General features: G+C 41.5%; 16 protein-coding genes. 11 read left to right on the plus strand and 5 right to left on the minus strand.

The window, feature by feature from the left end; all coding sequences use genetic code 11:
* Positions 1-142: 142 nt before the first annotated feature.
* The 4 genes from NSTC745_RS05625 to NSTC745_RS05640 all read left to right on the plus strand — a co-directional run bounded on the left by NSTC745_RS05625 (position 143) and on the right by NSTC745_RS05640 (position 4,813).
* Positions 143-1,345, plus strand: a complete 1,203-nt coding sequence (locus tag NSTC745_RS05625; protein WP_445636265.1) for a 3-dehydroquinate synthase — start codon at positions 143-145, stop codon at positions 1,343-1,345.
* A 274-nt stretch (positions 1,346-1,619) separates the two neighbouring features.
* Positions 1,620-2,672, plus strand: coding sequence for an aldo/keto reductase (locus NSTC745_RS05630; RefSeq protein WP_445636266.1), 1,053 nt, complete (start codon positions 1,620-1,622; stop codon positions 2,670-2,672).
* Positions 2,673-2,912: 240 nt separating this feature from the next.
* Positions 2,913-3,485, plus strand: a complete 573-nt coding sequence (gene dps, locus NSTC745_RS05635; RefSeq protein WP_445636267.1) for a DNA starvation/stationary phase protection protein Dps — start codon at positions 2,913-2,915, stop codon at positions 3,483-3,485.
* 611 nt (positions 3,486-4,096) lie between these two features.
* The gene (locus NSTC745_RS05640; RefSeq protein WP_445636268.1) at positions 4,097-4,813 is read left to right on the plus strand and encodes a pirin family protein; all 717 of its coding nucleotides are present in this window, start codon (positions 4,097-4,099) and stop codon (positions 4,811-4,813) included.
* Positions 4,814-5,114: 301 nt separating this feature from the next.
* Here the strand turns inward: NSTC745_RS05640 and NSTC745_RS05645 are convergent, their stop codons facing one another.
* From NSTC745_RS05645 to NSTC745_RS05660, 4 genes are all read right to left on the minus strand, one after another.
* Positions 5,115-6,332, minus strand: coding sequence for an ABC transporter permease (locus NSTC745_RS05645; RefSeq protein WP_445636269.1), 1,218 nt, complete (start codon positions 6,330-6,332; stop codon positions 5,115-5,117).
* A gap of 10 nt (positions 6,333-6,342) precedes the next feature.
* Positions 6,343-7,812: an efflux RND transporter periplasmic adaptor subunit gene (locus NSTC745_RS05650; RefSeq protein ID WP_445636270.1), complete on the minus strand. Its 1,470-nt coding sequence runs from the start codon at positions 7,810-7,812 to the stop codon at positions 6,343-6,345.
* Between the two features lie 344 nt (positions 7,813-8,156).
* Positions 8,157-8,804, minus strand: coding sequence for a response regulator (locus tag NSTC745_RS05655; protein ID WP_445636271.1), 648 nt, complete (start codon positions 8,802-8,804; stop codon positions 8,157-8,159).
* Positions 8,805-9,228: 424 nt separating this feature from the next.
* Positions 9,229-10,608 (minus strand): sensor histidine kinase, encoded by a 1,380-nt coding sequence (locus NSTC745_RS05660; protein WP_445636272.1) that lies wholly within the window; start codon positions 10,606-10,608, stop codon positions 9,229-9,231.
* A 31-nt stretch (positions 10,609-10,639) separates the two neighbouring features.
* On the opposite strand from NSTC745_RS05660, the gene NSTC745_RS05665 reads away from it, so the two are divergent.
* The 7 genes from NSTC745_RS05665 (at position 10,640) to NSTC745_RS05695 (ending at position 16,647) form a co-directional block, all read left to right on the plus strand.
* A complete protein-coding gene (locus NSTC745_RS05665; protein WP_445636273.1) occupies positions 10,640-10,870 on the plus strand; it encodes a hypothetical protein in 231 nt (76 codons plus the stop codon).
* Between the two features lie 164 nt (positions 10,871-11,034).
* Entirely contained in the window at positions 11,035-11,403 is a 369-nt protein-coding gene (locus tag NSTC745_RS05670; protein ID WP_445636274.1) for a hypothetical protein, read from the plus strand.
* A 311-nt stretch (positions 11,404-11,714) separates the two neighbouring features.
* Positions 11,715-11,954, plus strand: a complete 240-nt coding sequence (locus NSTC745_RS05675; RefSeq protein ID WP_196515431.1) for a hypothetical protein — start codon at positions 11,715-11,717, stop codon at positions 11,952-11,954.
* Positions 11,951-12,397: a type II toxin-antitoxin system VapC family toxin gene (locus NSTC745_RS05680; RefSeq protein ID WP_445636275.1), complete on the plus strand. Its 447-nt coding sequence runs from the start codon at positions 11,951-11,953 to the stop codon at positions 12,395-12,397. The genes NSTC745_RS05675 and NSTC745_RS05680 overlap by 4 nt, the downstream gene beginning before the upstream one ends.
* 312 nt (positions 12,398-12,709) lie before the next feature.
* The gene (locus NSTC745_RS05685; protein ID WP_445636276.1) at positions 12,710-13,249 is read left to right on the plus strand and encodes a hypothetical protein; all 540 of its coding nucleotides are present in this window, start codon (positions 12,710-12,712) and stop codon (positions 13,247-13,249) included.
* Positions 13,250-13,369: 120 nt separating this feature from the next.
* On the plus strand, positions 13,370-13,936 hold the full coding sequence (locus NSTC745_RS05690; RefSeq protein WP_445636277.1) for a CAP family protein: 567 nt from the start codon (positions 13,370-13,372) through the stop codon (positions 13,934-13,936).
* Positions 13,937-14,751: 815 nt separating this feature from the next.
* Entirely contained in the window at positions 14,752-16,647 is a 1,896-nt protein-coding gene (locus tag NSTC745_RS05695) for a cadherin-like domain-containing protein (RefSeq protein WP_445636278.1), read from the plus strand.
* On the opposite strand, the gene NSTC745_RS05700 is transcribed toward NSTC745_RS05695, so the two are convergent.
* On the minus strand, positions 16,648-16,839 hold the full coding sequence (locus tag NSTC745_RS05700; RefSeq protein ID WP_445636279.1) for a hypothetical protein: 192 nt from the start codon (positions 16,837-16,839) through the stop codon (positions 16,648-16,650). It abuts the gene before it with no gap.
* Positions 16,840-17,145: the final 306 nt, after the last annotated feature.

A 17,145-nucleotide genomic window follows, 5' to 3' on the forward strand; every position in this document is an offset into this window, starting at 1 on the left:
AATGATTTACTAGCTCTATATATGTAGTAAATTATTGTAATCATTGCAGTGCGAAATTTATTTATATTGTTGAAACTTTCAATAATCTAAATTAAAGTACTGCATATATTTACAATTAATTAATAGTTAATGATATTTGGATATGGTTATTAAACAAAAGACTGCTTTCAATCTCCAACCCATTAATCAATGCGTTCGAGTAACCTTCAAGTATGATGTGCATTTTACTACAGGTTTGTTTGAATTAGAGAATTCTTTATTGGCACAAGTGATTGCCGGAAATGGAGAGATAACTCCAAAACGAGTGTTAGTAGTGGTGGATGGAGGAGTTTTAAATTACCAAAAAGGATTGTTAAAAAAAATAGCACTTTACGCCGAGCGTTATGCAGATGTATTGACCTTGACTGACGAACCAATAATCGTTCCAGGCGGAGAAGCAGTCAAGAATGATTCTAAATTTATAGAGCAAATTCATCAACGAATCGATACAGTTGGATTGTGCCGTCATTCCTACGTCATAGCAATTGGAGGTGGAGCCGTATTAGATATGGTGGGATACGCCGCAGCGACAGCTCATAGAGGAATTAGGCTCTTACGGGTACCGACAACAGTATTAGGACAAAATGATTCCGGTGTCGGAGTCAAGAATGGAATAAATGCCTTTGGCAAGAAAAATTTTCTTGGCACATTTATGCCACCTTATGCTGTATTGAATGACTTTGATTTTATTACTAGCCTTGACGATCGCGATTGGCGATCGGGTATTGCAGAAGCGGTGAAAGTAGCACTAATTAAAGATGCAGATTTCTTTAATTTTATTATGACTTATGCCGATAGATTAGCTAATCGAGATATGGAGATTATGGAAAAGCTAATCTATCGTTGTTCGCAGTTGCACTTAGAACATATTGCTGGTGGTGGCGATCCTTTTGAAATGGGTTCATCGCGTCCTTTAGATTTTGGACATTGGGCTGCTCACAAGCTAGAACATTTAACTAATTACAGCTTACGTCACGGTGAAGCTGTGGCGATCGGCATTGCTTTGGATACAACCTATTCATATTTAACAGGGCAACTTTTACAATCCGAGTGGCAAAGAGTTCTAGTTACACTTAAGAAATTAGGCTTTACTTTGTATGTATCGGCACTCACACAGGAATTAGATAGACCAGATCATCCTAATTCTATATTTAGGGGTATTACAGAGTTCCGCGAACATCTAGGAGGAAAATTAACAATCACCCTTCTAGAAGGAATCGGTCAAGGAATAGAAGTGAATCAGGTGGATTTATCTTTCTATAAACATGCTATTTCCTTGCTACGAGATTGGGAAGTATTGCATTGAAGAAGAATTCAGAGTTGAGAATTCAGAATCCAGAATTAATCTTGATAATTTAAACAAAATCAAACAGTCATAGAATCATTGGTTTTTCAATTATTCTCATCATGGCTCGTAGTTACCCTTTCGCGCGAAAGTGAAACTACGAGCTAATTTTGGATATTTTACAGTTTGTTACATATCTTTGTTTTTTCTTACCGATCTACTTAAGTCCTAATTTCCAGTTATCATGCCTTTGGGATAGTATTCGCATAGTTTTTTCATTAATGAGAAAATATTTATGAGATACAAACTCTTGGGCAAAAGCGGGTTAAGAGTTTCTGAACTCTGCTTAGGAACAATGACTTTTGGGGAAGATTGGGGTTGGGGTGCTTCCAAAGACGAAAGTGCTAAAGTCTTTGATGCTTTTGTAGAAGCAGGGGGCAATTTTATTGACACCGCCAATGGTTATACCGATGGTAGCAGTGAAAAAATTGTCGGTGAATTAATTGCCAAAGACCGAGAACGCTTTGTAGTGGCGACAAAATATTCCTTTCCCTTGCGGATGGGCGACAAGAATGGCAACCCCAATGGTAGCGGAAATCATCGCAAGAATTTAATCCAATCTTTAGAAGGTAGCCTGAAGCGGTTAAATACCGACTATATTGATTTATTTTGGTTACACGCTTGGGATTTTACCACACCCATTGAGGAAGTGTTGCGATCGCTTGATGATGTAGTTCGCCAAGGTAAAGTACTTTACATCGGCATTTCTGATGCACCCGCTTGGATTGTTTCCCAAGCAAATACCATCGCTCAATATCAAGGATGGACGCAGTTTGTCGCGCTGCAAATTGAGTATAGTTTAATTCAGCGGACACCAGAACGCGATTTACTGCCGATGGCCAAAGCTTTCGATTTAGCAGTAACACCGTGGTCGCCTTTGGGTGGTGGCGTGCTAACAGGGAAGTATAACAAACCCCCTCAAGAAAGTGGGGAATCAGGAAGGTTAGCAAATCCCGCCTTAGGAATTATTTCAGAAAAAAGTTTAGCGATCGCGGAAGTTGTGAGTCAAGTTGCAACAGAAATTGGACACACACCATCACAGGTAGCATTAGCTTGGTTACGCGCTCAAAGTGAAGTAATAATTCCGATTGTTGGGGCGCGTAAATTAACTCAGTTTCAAGATAACTTAGCTTCTTTGGATGTGACTCTTTCCCCAGAACATTTACAACGTTTAAATCAAGCGAGTCAAATTGATTTGGGTTTTCCACATGAATTTTTACACAGCGATCTGATTCGCGATCGCCTTTTTGGTGGTACATTTAATGCCATAGACAACCATCGGATCTAATGCGATCGGTCATTAGTCATTAGTGATTTGTTACTTGTTCTTTATAAATATTTTATTATTTACTAATGACCAATGACCAATGTATTTACACTAAGCATTGAACAAAAATAAATTCTCAATCAAAATTGTATCAACTTGAAACAATAACACATTCAGGCTTGAATTCAATCTATCGTCAGAGAGTTTCGCTTTGCTAACTAAAATCTGTAAAGTTAACTGTAAAAGGCATTAAGTAAAACCATGAGCGACAACACCCTAGCATCACGTTTGTACCCCACACGCATTGACATTCCTGCTGAAGCAAGAGTGCAAATTGTAGTTATTCTCAACAAAACCCTGGCAGCTAGTTTAGATTTGAAAACCCAGGTAAAACAAGCGCATTGGAATGTTAAAGGCACAGATTTCTACCAGCTACACGAATTATTTGATGAAATCGCTGGTGAATTGGAAGAATATGTTGATATGGTTGCAGAACGCGTCACCGCTTTGGGCGGATATGCTGTAGGAACAGCCCGTGCTGCTGCTAATAATTCCATTCTGCCTGAATATCCATTTGATATTTTGGATGGTAAAGACCATGTAACAGCTTTAGCAGATCGTTTTGCACCTTTCGCTAAACATATCAGAGAAGCGATCGATAAAACCGATGAATTAGGTGATGCTGATACCGCTGACCTTTACACTGAAATTTCCCGCACCATTGACAAACGTCTGTGGTTCTTAGAAGCTCATCTACAAGTAGCAGAAATTAAGGGAGAAAATGGTAGCGCAGGTGCTACTAAAACTCAAAAAGCAGTAGCTAGCGTCAAGTAAGCACTTTTAAATTAGGGAACAGTAGATCTTAACTAGTATGGTGCGTTACGGCTTGAACCTAACGCACCATATTATTTATATACAGGAGAATCGAAAATCACTTTTGAGAGGTTATTTATAAAATAAACCTTAAATCGTAGTGGCATGGCAAGACTAAAATAATTCATTAGCAGTAGGTTGGTTTGAAGGTCGTGAAACCCAACATTGATTGAGGTGTTGGGTTACCCTCCGGGAAGCCGCCTCTGGCGTCTACGTTCCTCAACCCAACCTACAATTTTATTGCAACATTTAAAGCTTGACACGCTAACCGTGTCAGTCCACTACATATACTTTCATTTTTTATTCTAATAAAGAATCCAATATAATTAAAAATCACTCTAAAATTTCATAGTATCTTTCTGGTAAGTATCGCACTTTTAAGTGCGTACTTTTCATTTCGTATGTATATACTTTACTATTTAAATAGTTGAAAATTAGGTTGAGTAAATAACAAGTATGAACAATTTTTGTTATCCAACCTTATTAATTCTGAATTCTGAGTTTTATTAGCGCACAGGGGCGTAGCCCATTTTGAATTGTTACCTAAAAATAATTAAGAACGAGGTAAATCTATGTCTAAAAATACAATCACTCATCTAATTCACGATCGCAATGCACGCGGCCACGCTCAAATAGGCTGGCTTGATAGTTATCACACATTTTCCTTTGGTAGCTTTTACGATCCCAACCGTATGGGATTTCGTTCTCTGCGAGTAATCAACGATGATCGCATTGCTCCTGGCGCTGGATTTCCTACCCACGGTCATCGGGATATGGAAATTCTCACATACGTCTTAGAAGGTGCCGTGGAACATAAAGACAGCTTGGGTACAGGCTCAGTAATTCGTCCCGGTGATGCCCAGATTATGAGTGCTGGTACTGGAATCAGCCACAGCGAATTTAATCCTTCGCCAACTGAACCACTACATTTACTACAAATCTGGATTATTCCTGACGAACAAGGGTTGACACCAAGATACGAACAAAAAGCTTTTCCCATCGAAGAAAAGCGGGGCAAATTACGCTTAATTGCTGCTAAAGATGGCCGTGATGGCGCTGTAACAATTCACCAAGATGTTGACTTATACACATCTGTTTTAGAACAAGGTGATGTTGTTAATTATCAAGTCAAAAGCGATCGCTATGCCTGGTTACAAGTAGCCCAAGGTATAGTTACCTTAAATGGTGAAGAACTCAGAGCAGGCGATGGCGTTCAAATCAACGGCGAAGAACAACTAGAAATTAGCACCGATATCGGCGGCGAAATCTTGCTTTTTGATTTGGCGTAATAGGTTAATTAGTTAGTAAACCCGAAGAACCCCAAACCAAAGCTGTGCTTTGTCTCCCCTCCCCTTAGCAAGGGCAGGGGATTAAGGGGTGGGGTCAATACGGTTCGGATAAGCATTTTTCATCTCTGATGTGGTCTAGAAAAAGGGTAAGGGGAAAAGGGAAAAGATTTGAAATTACCCTTTTCCCTTTCCCCTTTAACCGAACCGTATTGGGGGTGGGGTCTAATGATTGCCGAAATCACAACTAATTACCCGGACACGATATAAGCGCCGATTTCCCGTTAACTTGACGCTGATACGATCAGGCGCTTCTTAATGCAACGATGGGGTCGAGTTTAGCAGCGCGACGTGCGGGAACGACGCCAAAGAATAAACCAATACCGCCGGAAACACCCACAGCGGTGGCGATCGCCACCGTAGAAATCCCAGCATCTAATGGTGTTAAAGCTGACACCAAAAGAATACCGCTGACACCAATGGCAGTCCCAACTAAACCGCCAGCTGCGGAAACTATTACTGCTTCAATGATGAATTGTAGCAAAATATCTTGCTCTGTTGCCCCAATCGCTTTTCTCAATCCAATTTCTTGGGTGCGTTCGGTGACGGAAACTAGCATAATATTCATGATGCCAATGCCGCCGACAAACAGCGATATGGCTGCGATCGCTGCTAGCATAATTGTCAATGCACCTGTAATTTGACCGACAGTTTGCAAAGCATCTTTTTGGGTGCGAATCGTAAAGTCATCTTCACCATTAATTTTGTGTCGCAGACGCAGCAAATTCGTAATTTGAAACTCTGCTGCATCGACACTATCACCATCACGAGCAGCAGCGACGAGGTAATCTAAGGCAATACCGTAGGGAGAATTCTTTCCTACAAGCCGATTTGCAGAGGTTGTAATCGGTATTATGGCAGCTTCATCATAATCTGCTCCTACACTGGAACCTTTGGCTACTAATGTGCCAATTACTTGAAAGCTGGTATTGCCAATTCGCAATTGCTGACCGGTGGGATTACTATTACCAAATAGTTTTTCTGCTAAGTCTGCACCTAATACAACAACTTGATTGCTTCGCTTAATATCTACTTCGCTAAAAAACCTACCTTTATCAGTTTCAAAATCTCGCACCGATAAAAAGCTGGGAGTTGTACCAATAATATTAACGTCAGTATTTCGATTCCGATAAGTAATTACTTGTCTTCTATTTAACTCAGGTGCAACTCCTATAACTGATGGTACTTGAGAGGCGATCGCATCGGCATCTTGCAACACTAAATTTTTCGGCACTTCAAAGGAAATTCGTTGAGTCTCTCGATTTCCTGGGATTACAAACAACACATTTGGCCCTAATGATTCGAGTTGTTTTTGAACGAATTTCTGCCCACCTTCGCCAATCCCAATCATGGCAATCACTGAAGCATTACCAATAACAATACCCAGCATCGTGAGGGCACTACGCAGCTTATTTGATAACAGGGTTTTCCCCGCCATTTGTACGCTTTCTAAAAAATTCATGTCTTAATAATTACGAATTATCGTTTTCTTTGGCCTTTTCAATTTTGTAATCTTTCGGTGGGTTAACAAAAATGCGATCGCCTTGTTTTACTCCTCCTAAAACCTGCGTTTGGTCTTTGATTTGTGCGCCCACTGTGACTTCGCGGAATTGAGGTTTATTATTTTCATCTGGTACGAGTACGCCGGTTCTACCTTTTTCGGTGACGATGGAAACTGTTGGTAATACTAAGGCATTATTAACGCGATCGCCTAAAAAAGTCAGATCTACATTTAAGCCAGAACGCAGTTTATCTATGCCAGTATCCAAAGCAACGCGCACCTGGAAGGATGTCACGCCTTGTTCTACCACTGCTTCCGGAGCAATCAAGCGCACGTGTCCTTTAAAAACTTGGTCTGGATAAGCATCCGCGACAATTTCCACTTGTTGTCCCGCTTTGATTCTGCCAAGATCTGCTTCGGGAACTTGAGCTAATATTTCTAAACCCCGCGCTACGGCGACAATTGAACTAGAAGTTGCTGAAGCACTAGTAGAAGCAGAAGTTGTGGGGGTGACAAAAGCACCAACGTTGGCGTACTTTTGGGTGACAATTCCCGAAAAGGGAGCGCGAATAATTGTATCTTCTAACTGTACTTGCACGCCTTTTAACTGAGCCTCAGCGGATGCGACGGCTGCTTGGCGTTGAGCAATTTCCTCGGAACGGGTGCCATCTTCTAACAGTACTAATGCTGCGCGTGCTTCATTGACTGCTGCTTGACGTTGGGCGATTTCTTCACTGCGAGAACCGCTTTGGACTAACGACAATCGTTTTTTCGCTTCTTCTAAGTTGGCTCTGGCACTTTTGTCATCGCTGATGGCTTGATCGAGTAATTGTTTTTTCTCTGCGCCTTCTTTATATAGATATTGATAACGCTTTACTTGTTCAGCAGTGTAATTCACTCTTGCCTGAGCCGCATCTACCTGGGCTTGAGCTTGGGCAATTTCTTGGGGACGATTACCTACACGAGCTTGGGTTAATTGAGCTTGGGCTTGGGCTAATCGCGCCCTTGCTTGGGCAATTTCTTGAGGACGACTACCAGCCACGCCTTCGGCTAACTGTGCTTGACTTTGCGCTAAGTTAGCAAGATACTGGCTTTTTTGTGCCTCGATGCTGGCACTATCCATGCGGGCGAGAATTTGCCCTTTTTGAACGCGATCGCCTTGTTCGACGTACAATTGCGACAGCACACCAGGATTCTTGGGACTAATATTTACACTTTGAACTGGTACGACTTTACCGCTAGCCGTTATCCGTAATGTAACGTTTTGTGCTGATACTGGCACAGTGAGGCGATCGATGTCTTCTTGGTTTGTGGCTGGATTTATCAGAGTAAAGTTTGCAACTGTACCCACAACCAAAGCGCCCCCCGCCATCAGCCCAATGAACCAGCGTAATGGATACTTAATTTTGCCAATAACTGGAATTTCTATGTTCGTAGCCATACAATACAAGCCTGTGATGATTGCCGTGTGGGAGTAGCCTTTAGTTAGAGGACAAGTGCAGAATCAGGAGTTGTTAAAGGTTTGCGATCGAATCTTGAGAAATTTACTAACAACTAGACGCATAATAAGCTTCATAGTTGCTTAATGTTACTTCATACTAGGCATTGGTATGTCTGTATGCCTTCACCTGAATGGATGACTTTTGCGACTGATATCGTTGGGTAGCATCAAAAATACTACGGTATTTCTCATTTGCTTGATGTACAAAGTAGTAGAGACGTAGCACTGCTACGTCTCTACAATTAAATTTTCACTTTATCTTTATCTAAAGCCACAAAACGCGGTTAAACACATCCAACTCGCACCGCCCTAGTAGCAGCCTCCGTGCGGTTGGTTGCTCCTAACTTATTTAGTACCTGACTGACATGATGTCTAATGGTAGAAGGACTCAGTTTCATTCGTTGAGCGATCGCTTCATTACTCAATCCTAAAGCCAGGAGTGTTAACACCTCTGCCTGTCGCCTGCTCAGTTCGTATAAAGGAGGAGATGATGGTTGAGTTGGTTGCAGCAACGCCTGAATTACCTCTACTGCCAAAATAGATTGACCAATGGCAGCACAACGTATGGCATTCGCTAACTCATCAATTGAGACACCTTTGAGCAAGTAGCCAATGGCTCCGGCTTGCATTGCTTTCTGTACCAAGCCCTTGTCTAGAAAACTGGTCAAAATTAAAACCTGAATGTGTGGGTATTTTTTGCGGATAACTCTTGTTACTTCCGCCCCATTCATCCCCATCATCATCAAATCCATTAGCACTACATCTGGTTGCAAGTTTTCGCAAAGACGTACTGCTTCATCTCCATTACCCGCTTCCCCAACTAATTCAATGTCATCAAACGCCAGCAAGAGAAATTTAATACCTCCCCGCAAGATTTGATGATCGTCAACAGTTATGACCCGAATTGGTTTGACCAATTTATCTGTTTCCATGTTTAAATCCGGGCTTTTAATAGTACTTTTTTAATACATTGATATTATTTTCTATTATTCCATCATTAATTTTTTAGATAAAATTCTTAATCTTTAATTTTTATTTGTTGCCAACAAATAATATAAAAATTCACAATTATGAATCATAATGTGTATTTTCCAAATAAGTCAAGTTAAATAAATATAACTATATTGCAATCAGGTCAGTTAGGACAATTCTTCTGTAAAAGTAAGGAAATAGGGAATAAGAAACGGAGAATAAAAGCGGAAAAACAAACTTATATGAATTGAAGTGAACTATATTACGAAAATTAAATTTGTCTAAAAACCTTACTATTGAGCAATAAAAAAGCAAAAATGTCGATTGTATCTAGTTAAGTTTATTTGTACCCAGCCTAATGCCTGATTCCCAATTCTCAATTTTCTATTCTTGATTCCCTTTTTTCAAGGTAGGGGTTGACCAACTTAGGGAAATCTCAGTCCCCCTTCCTAAATAGCTTGATAAGTGAAAATTAGCGCCAATGGAATCAGCTCGTTCTTTCATAATTGCTATTCCCAAATGGCCAGATGGTATCGGTATCTGTGTGAGGTCAAAACCACAGCCATTATCGCTGACACGCAAGACTATCTTTTGTGAATCGTACTCAAGGCTGACTGATACTTCCGTTGCTTGGGCGTGTTTAATAATATTATTCAGTGCTTCTTGAGTAATCCGGTAGAAAACGAGCTTTATCTCACTAGATAAAGGTAAATCGACTTCTACCGTTGTTGTTACCTGTAAACTTGCTCGTCCAGAAATTGCCTTGGTTAGCTGCTGTATTAATTCACCTAATGCTTTCTCTGCTAAACCATCAGGACGTAACTCGATTAGTAAATTTCGCATCTCTGCTAACGCCCCTTGTGTGAGTTGGGCGAGTTCCTCTAATCCTTGTTGGGCTACCTCTGGGTTGCGTTTCCAAACTCTAGGCAAAGCTTCGGCAATGGTCGCTACAGTAAACAATGTCTGCGATACTGAATCGTGTAAGTCGCGGGCGAGGCGATTTCGCTCGACTTCTACTGCAATTTTTCGTAGCCGTTCGCTTTCTAGCAATTGTTCGCGTAGTTTCACAGCTTGGATCAAGTCTTTGGATAAGCGTAGACTCATAATTACTATGAAGGACAGATATCCAAATTCAGCCAGGTAGATAAATTGGATCTTCCCTAAATCTACTAGGCGATCGTGTTGTGCAGCTGCTACCAGAATCGCTAAACTCAGGCCTAAACTAAGTGCTGCTTGCTTCTCACCGCGCCGATATTGAAGGTAACAAGCAGAAACAGCGAAAACAGTATTACTGTTTAAAGCTAATAATTGAAAACTGAATAAGGGATTGAGTGTACCTTCTGGGTAATAAATAGATTCGCCCCAAGGCAAAGAAACGCTTGATAGGCTACTTACATGAGAGTAGATAATCCCTGTCGGGGAAATTTGGTTGATTAACAGGCTGATAACGTACAGGCTATTCAGTACCAAAATTAAACGCACTGGCTTTATTTTAGTAAAAACAGCCATAAACCATACAACAGCCACAGCATAAATATATCCAACAAAACATACCAATTTTTGGGCAGCGATGTAGTCTTCTACGTTAGCAGCTTGATATCTCAGCATTAAAGCCAGGATATAGCTAACACATCCTAAGCAAACTAACCCAAAGCACAAATGAAGGGTGGTTTGTAATCTTCCACAGGCAATCAGCAGGTGAAACAGACCAACATATAAACAAATACCAGCAACTATACTCAGGAAGATTGGAACAAGAGTCATTAGGTAATTGTATCAAATATATACAACTATCATGTGCGTTTATTCAGGCGATCGCTCCTCATGCACAAAGAACGATCGCGTCTACTTGGATGATTCCTTGATGCTGATATCCTTTGCATTAACCTGTACCTTTGTTGTATTAGCTAGCAACTTAGTAGCATTTTCCTGCACCTTTGTTGCATTGGCTAGCAACTTAGTAGCATTGACTTGCAACTTGATTGTATTGGGATATACCTTTGTTGCATTAAAGTTGTACAAATGAGCGCGACTCAGTTATTAAGGAGTAGTGACCTGTGCCCTTACAGCGCGATCTATTTACTTGAATAATGCTGTAATTTTGCTTGACGACTGAAAAACTTCAATTTACTGATAGCTTTAGAGTTGCAATGGGTACATTAAACACATAATTGACAACAGTATGGTAATATGACTACCCAAAATACAACACGCCGTTTGCGCCCTCAATTAATTAGTGAAGATGTGACTTCATGGCACGGTTTACAAACTATCAGTACTTATGAAACTAACCGTGGTGATGCCTCTGCTGTGAAATTACAGCAAGCTTATCAAGCTATGTTAGCCCAACAACAAGCGGAAACTGAAAAACAAGCTTTATACCGTGCTGCGGCTGATGCTGCACGACTAGCGGAATGGGAATTTCACAATGCGGTATTAGCAATGAAAGAAGTTGTGCGCGGACAATATGGATTAGATAGCGATCAAGCCCAAGCAATAGGATTGAAGAAAAAATCGGACTACAAGCGTCCTAGCCGCAAAAAGACAGTGGCATCATGAGATAAGTAAAATTAACGCATTTTGACAGAGCGATCGCACTTGACATTTATTTGTGCGATCGCTTTCTTGCATAGATAAAAACCCTGCAAAACTCTCTATTACTTGTCATCTGTCAGCAAAATTTTAACACTGCCAATAACTATAAGTATCAATTATATAGAACAAAGATCCTAGTCAAAACTTGGATCTTTGTCCGATGCGGTCGTTGGAGCGATTGGCAGAGGCAATAACCAGTATTATAATAAAGCGGCATAAGGGTAGGGCAAAAGCTCATTGCATAGAGTGACTCGGTAAATTGGTATACACAACTTATGAATGTACAACTTGTTAATTCCCTTGTAGAAGTGGTACTAAATCTATCGCCCGAAGAGCAAAAACTTTTTCAAGAAAAGCTGAGTAACAAGCATTTAACGTTACTAACTAGTAAACCTCAAACATCATCGGAAAGATTATTACTTTGGCAAGAGTGGATAGATACAGCACCAAAAAGCTATGCCAACCTTGATGATGAAGCTCTGCGTCGAGAAAATATTTACGATGATGAAGTATGACCGATTATTTATTAGATACCAATGTCCTTTTACGCTCTAGGGATATAGCTTCACCCGATTATAATCTTGTCGATCGCACAATCAGGTATCTAATATCTAATAACCATCAATGTTTTATTACATCTCAAGTTTTAATTGAATTTTGGGTTGTAGCCACCCGTCCTGTAGCTGTAAATGGATTTGGATGGACACCAGAAGAAACCGAACGAACGCTGCAAATGCTTATAAATCAGTTTGAGTGGCTAAAAGAAATACCAGATGTATTTCGCCTTTGGTTTAGCCTCGCTACAACTCATAAGATTTCCGGGAAACGCACCCACGATTTACGCATACAAGCAGTAGTGCTTGCTCATAACATCAGCCATATTCTGACTTTAAATCCAAAAGACTTTGTAGAAGTTGAAGGAATTACTATTGTTCGCCCCAACAGCATAAATAGCTAGAGGCTGGGATTAAGTGCGATGTCTACGACGGGCTACGCCTACGCAATTTTTATTGTGAGGTGTACTTAGTTGCATCGGCTTGCACCTTTGTTGCATGAGCATTGCAAGAATCAGCCTTGCTCAGTCTTCATCGGTAGTAGGGTTGGCGTAGCCCACCGTAGGTATCGCTTCTCTCATAATTTACATAAGCACTAATTATATAGGACAAAGATCCTAGTCAAAACTTGGATCTTTGTCCGATGCGCTCACAAAGGCGATCGCTATATAATCCATTTCGCTACAGCAAAATTTAGGTAATTACCTAACCTGACAATGAATAAAATCTGGTTTGGCAATACTTTATTGTTTAGTTCAGTTTTAGCAAGTACCTTACTTGCTAGTCCTAATGTTGCTAGGAGTAACGACTTTACCGTACCCGAAACTCTAGCAAATACAGCATCTTGTCGCCTTAACGTCACTGGTGCTTATTTAACAACAATCTTCAACGCAGATAACAGCGTCTCCTCTCGTGGAGTTATTACACTGACCGCAGATGGTAACTTTTTTGTCACTGACTCCAATCAAGGTGGTGTAACCAACGTCTTCAATCCCTTTACTAGCGGACAAGGCGCTTGGAAGTGTAATGGCAAAACTAAAGTGAGTGCTAGGTCTATCACCTTTGCTTTTCCTGGAAGTGCAGGAGCCGGTAGCATTGGTCGCGCCGACTACCAAGCCACCTTTAATCCCCAAACGCAGACAGTACAAGGGACTATTACACTGCGCTTATTCAACCTCAATGCTAATCCGTTGTTAAATAATGTCGCCCCTGTAGGAACATTCAACTTCTCTGGACAACAAATCAAACCTAATTAATTGTTGAACGATGAAGAGAACAAACAAGGCGGCTGAATTCCAAGCCCCTAAGTTTACATATAGGGTATTACTTGCGACTTGATTTAACTTAGAAAAGTTAACTTAACTAGAGAGAAAATCATGAATAAATTCTTTTCGACTCTAACCTTAACAACAGCTACAACTTTAGCTATTGCATTCACTGGAGCAGCAATCGGTAATCACTTTGTTTTAGGACAGACATCTATTGACTTAGCCAAGTTACGTAGCGATGCTGTATCTGCACACAACACTTATCGAGCCAAGCATAAGAGTCCTAATGTCACCATCGATGATACTCTCAACCAGAGCGCCCAAGCTTGGGCAGAAACCATAGCAGCTAAAGGTGACTTAGAACACAGTACCAATCGCAACAATGTCGGAGAGAACATATACTGGGGTGGAGAGTCAGCAAACTTAGGTACCGCAGCAGTTGACAACTGGTACAGTGAAATTAAAGATTATGACTACAACAACCCTGTATTTTCTGGCTCAACCGGACATTTTACTCAGGTAGTCTGGAAAGGCAGTACCAAAGTAGGCTGCGGTGCTGCACCTGGCCCTGCAACAATTGACGGTACTAAGTACGATGGCGTCTATGTAGTTTGTCAGTATGCTCCCGCAGGTAATGTGAAAGGACAGTTTGCTGATAATGTACTAAAACCGTAGTAGTTATATCGATTTAAAAAATGTTTGCGGCACATAGCCCACTCGCCATGCGGTATCCTCTCTTTAGCAAGCAGGGAGAGTCTTGTTCATGTGTCGCATTCTTTTTTCAATTCTATAGCGGTGACGGTAACGACAGTCTTTTAGGAGGTAACCGTCAAGATTTAGTCGTCAGCGTGCGGGTAATGATTTCCTCGACGGTGACAAGGGAAATGATAACTTACTGGCTTTGATACGACGACGCTGACACAAAACAACTTTACTTGTGTTTAAGTCTTTTGAGTGGGTGAATGTTTGCCCACTCGCCAAATTGATTAGGTGCATCCAAAAGCAACTTTGATGTATTGGCTTGCACCTTGATTGCATTGAGTTGCAACTTCGTTGCATTGAGTTACAACTTTGTTGCATCGACTTGCACCTTAATTGCATCGACCGGCAAGTTTGTTGCATTGGCTTGCACCTTAGTTGCATTAAAGTTGCAAAAATTAACTTGGCTTAGTCTTCAGAGAGTACTAGCGATGTCTACGACAAGGCTTACGCCTACGCTCTTTCACATTTCACATAAGTATCAATTATATAGGACAAAGATCCTAGTCAAAACTTGGATCTTTGTCCGATGCGGTGATTGGGGCGATCGCTCTATAATCCACTTCACCACAGCAAACTTAGGGACTTCCAAGAAATAAATTATCCACTCTTGTGGGGTGGGCGTCTCGCCCGCCCATTCATAGGGGCGGACAAGATGTCCACCCCACAGGAAAAGTTGTATATTTTTTTATTTGGAAGTCCCTTAACAAAAAACGACGAAGGTAATAGCTATGACAACTATCAATTTTGACAATTTAGCTCCTGGTACAGTTCTAAGCAATCAGTATTCAGGAGTAACCTTTTCATCCGATCCAGGGAATTCTGTTGTAGTAATTCCTTTAGGTGATTTCACATCTCCACCAAACGTAATAGGTACATTTAATTCCAGCGGCCAGCCAAATGGATTGCTAAATCTTAATGTTGATTTTGCTCAACCAGTTAATGATTTATCATTTCGTGTAATATTCGATAATACTGTTGGTGCTACTGCCAAAATTGATGTTTATACAACTACTACAGGATCGCCCATTACAGTCGATCTCATTACTGATGGTAATGGTTTCACTTCAGATCTTGTAGATTTATCATCATTTACAAACATCACCCGCATTAGTATCAACAACATAACAGATCCTGGCGGTTTTCCATATGATGACTTTCAATTCAACTTTACTCCAGTCGCCGTTGATGACAGTGCCACCACGAATGAAGACACCGCCTTCAGTGGTAACGTACTAGCCAATGATACTGACCTAGATACAAGTGATATCCTCACTGTTAGTGCAGTCAACGGCAATGCTGCTAATGTGGGTAATCAAATTACTTTAGCTTCTGGTGCATTATTAACTCTCAATAGTGACGGCAGTTATAACTACAACCCTAACGGTCAATTTGAATCTTTGGGTGTGGGAGCTACTGCCAGCGACAGTTTTACTTATACTATTAGCGATGGCAATGGCGGTACTAGCACAGCCACAGTGAACCTCACCATCAACGGTGTCAACGATGCCCCCACAGGTTCGCCCACAGCCACATTAAACAGTACCCCTGAAGATACCGCCATTACCATTAGTGCAGGTGACTTATTAACAGGGTTCAGTGATGTGGATGCTGGTGATACCCTTTCAGTTACCAACTTGACTGCCACTAACGGGGCATTGGTAAATAACAATAATGGGACTTATACCTTCACCCCAAATGCCAACTTTAATGGCACAGTTAACCTCACCTACAATGTGACTGATGGTGTAGCAACTTTAACCGGACAAACTCAGAGTTTCTCTGTCACCCCTGTTAACGATGCCCCTGTTGCTGTTGATGATACTGCTACCACATTCTTTGGTACTAGCGTCAACATTTCAGTTGCTACCCTACTAGCCAATGATAGCGATATTGATAGCACCTCCCTGAGCATTACTGGTGTCAGTGGTGCTACCCACGGTACTGCCGTCCTGAATAATAACGGCACAGCCAACAACAGTGCAGATGATTTCGTTACTTTTACGCCCTCTCTTCTGTTTTCTGGGAATGCCAGCTTTAATTACACCCTCAGCGATGGTAGCCTGACTGACACTGGTACGGTGACTGTGGCTGTCGGTCTTAACAATAATGGCACTAATTTTGCGGATAGCCTGATTGGCAGCATTGGTAACGACATCATCAACGGCGGCAATGGCAACGATACCATCTACGGCGGCGCGGGTAACGATAGCCTCAACGGTGATAATGGCAACGACATCTTGTATGGCGATGGGCTGATGGACGGCGGCGCGGGTAACGATACCCTCAACGGTGGTAATGGCGATGATACGCTCTATGGTGGCGGCGGTACTGATTACCTTTCTGGTGGTAATGGTAGCGATTTACTCTATGGTGGTGCTGGCAGCGATATCCTCACTGGTGGTAACGGTAACGATATATTTGCCTTTGCATCTGGGGAAGGTACTGATACCATTACTGATTTCTCTAAGGGTAGCGATTTGATTGGATTGTATGGTGGTTTGAGCTTTGGGCAATTAAGTTTCTCTGGTAACAATATCAAAGTCACTTCCACAAATGAAATTTTGGCAACGCTGACTGGTATTAATACTACGACGCTGACTGCTGCTAATTTCGTAACCCTTTAATCATCTCGATTCATGCAAGCCGATCTTAGTTGCATTGGCTTGCACCTTTGTTGCATCGACTTGCACCTTTGTTGCATTGGCTTGCACCTTTGTTGCATTGGCTTGCACCTTTGTTGCATCGACTTGCACCTTTGTTGCATCGACTTGCACCTTAGTTGCATTGGCTTGCACCTTTGTTGCATTGGCTTGCACCTTTGTTGCATGAGCGTTGCAAAAATTAGCCTTGCTCAGTCTTTATGGAGTAAACGCGATGTCTGTCTTGAAAAGTTCAGATCCGCGGAAGCCGCCGCTCCGACGCCAGTTGCTTTCCGACGCAAGGCGACAGGAACGCACTGGCTCGACTTTTCGCTACGACAAGGCTTACGCCTAAGCTCTTTCATAATTCACATAAGTATTAATTATATAGGACAAAGATCCTAGTCAAAACTTGGATCTTTGTCCGATGCGGCGATCGGGGCGATCGCTCTATAATCCATTTCGCTACAGCAAAACTTGGGC

This window comes from Nostoc sp. DSM 114161 (assembly GCF_052692665.1).

What these genes read in the sequence shown, in the direction of transcription:
- NSTC745_RS05625 (WP_445636265.1), top strand. Translation starts at nt 143, where the DNA reads ATGGTTATTAAACAAAAGACTGCTTTCAATCTCCAACCCATTAATCAA.
- NSTC745_RS05630 (WP_445636266.1), top strand. Translation starts at nt 1,620, where the DNA reads ATGAGATACAAACTCTTGGGCAAAAGCGGGTTAAGAGTTTCTGAACTC.
- dps (WP_445636267.1), top strand. Translation starts at nt 2,913, where the DNA reads ATGAGCGACAACACCCTAGCATCACGTTTGTACCCCACACGCATTGAC.
- NSTC745_RS05640 (WP_445636268.1), top strand. Translation starts at nt 4,097, where the DNA reads ATGTCTAAAAATACAATCACTCATCTAATTCACGATCGCAATGCACGC.
- NSTC745_RS05645 (WP_445636269.1), bottom strand. Translation starts at nt 6,332, where the DNA reads ATGAATTTTTTAGAAAGCGTACAAATGGCGGGGAAAACCCTGTTATCA.
- NSTC745_RS05650 (WP_445636270.1), bottom strand. Translation starts at nt 7,812, where the DNA reads ATGGCTACGAACATAGAAATTCCAGTTATTGGCAAAATTAAGTATCCA.
- NSTC745_RS05655 (WP_445636271.1), bottom strand. Translation starts at nt 8,804, where the DNA reads ATGGAAACAGATAAATTGGTCAAACCAATTCGGGTCATAACTGTTGAC.
- NSTC745_RS05660 (WP_445636272.1), bottom strand. Translation starts at nt 10,608, where the DNA reads ATGACTCTTGTTCCAATCTTCCTGAGTATAGTTGCTGGTATTTGTTTA.
- NSTC745_RS05665 (WP_445636273.1), top strand. Translation starts at nt 10,640, where the DNA reads ATGTGCGTTTATTCAGGCGATCGCTCCTCATGCACAAAGAACGATCGC.
- NSTC745_RS05670 (WP_445636274.1), top strand. Translation starts at nt 11,035, where the DNA reads ATGACTACCCAAAATACAACACGCCGTTTGCGCCCTCAATTAATTAGT.
- NSTC745_RS05675 (WP_196515431.1), top strand. Translation starts at nt 11,715, where the DNA reads ATGAATGTACAACTTGTTAATTCCCTTGTAGAAGTGGTACTAAATCTA.
- NSTC745_RS05680 (WP_445636275.1), top strand. Translation starts at nt 11,951, where the DNA reads ATGACCGATTATTTATTAGATACCAATGTCCTTTTACGCTCTAGGGAT.
- NSTC745_RS05685 (WP_445636276.1), top strand. Translation starts at nt 12,710, where the DNA reads ATGAATAAAATCTGGTTTGGCAATACTTTATTGTTTAGTTCAGTTTTA.
- NSTC745_RS05690 (WP_445636277.1), top strand. Translation starts at nt 13,370, where the DNA reads ATGAATAAATTCTTTTCGACTCTAACCTTAACAACAGCTACAACTTTA.
- NSTC745_RS05695 (WP_445636278.1), top strand. Translation starts at nt 14,752, where the DNA reads ATGACAACTATCAATTTTGACAATTTAGCTCCTGGTACAGTTCTAAGC.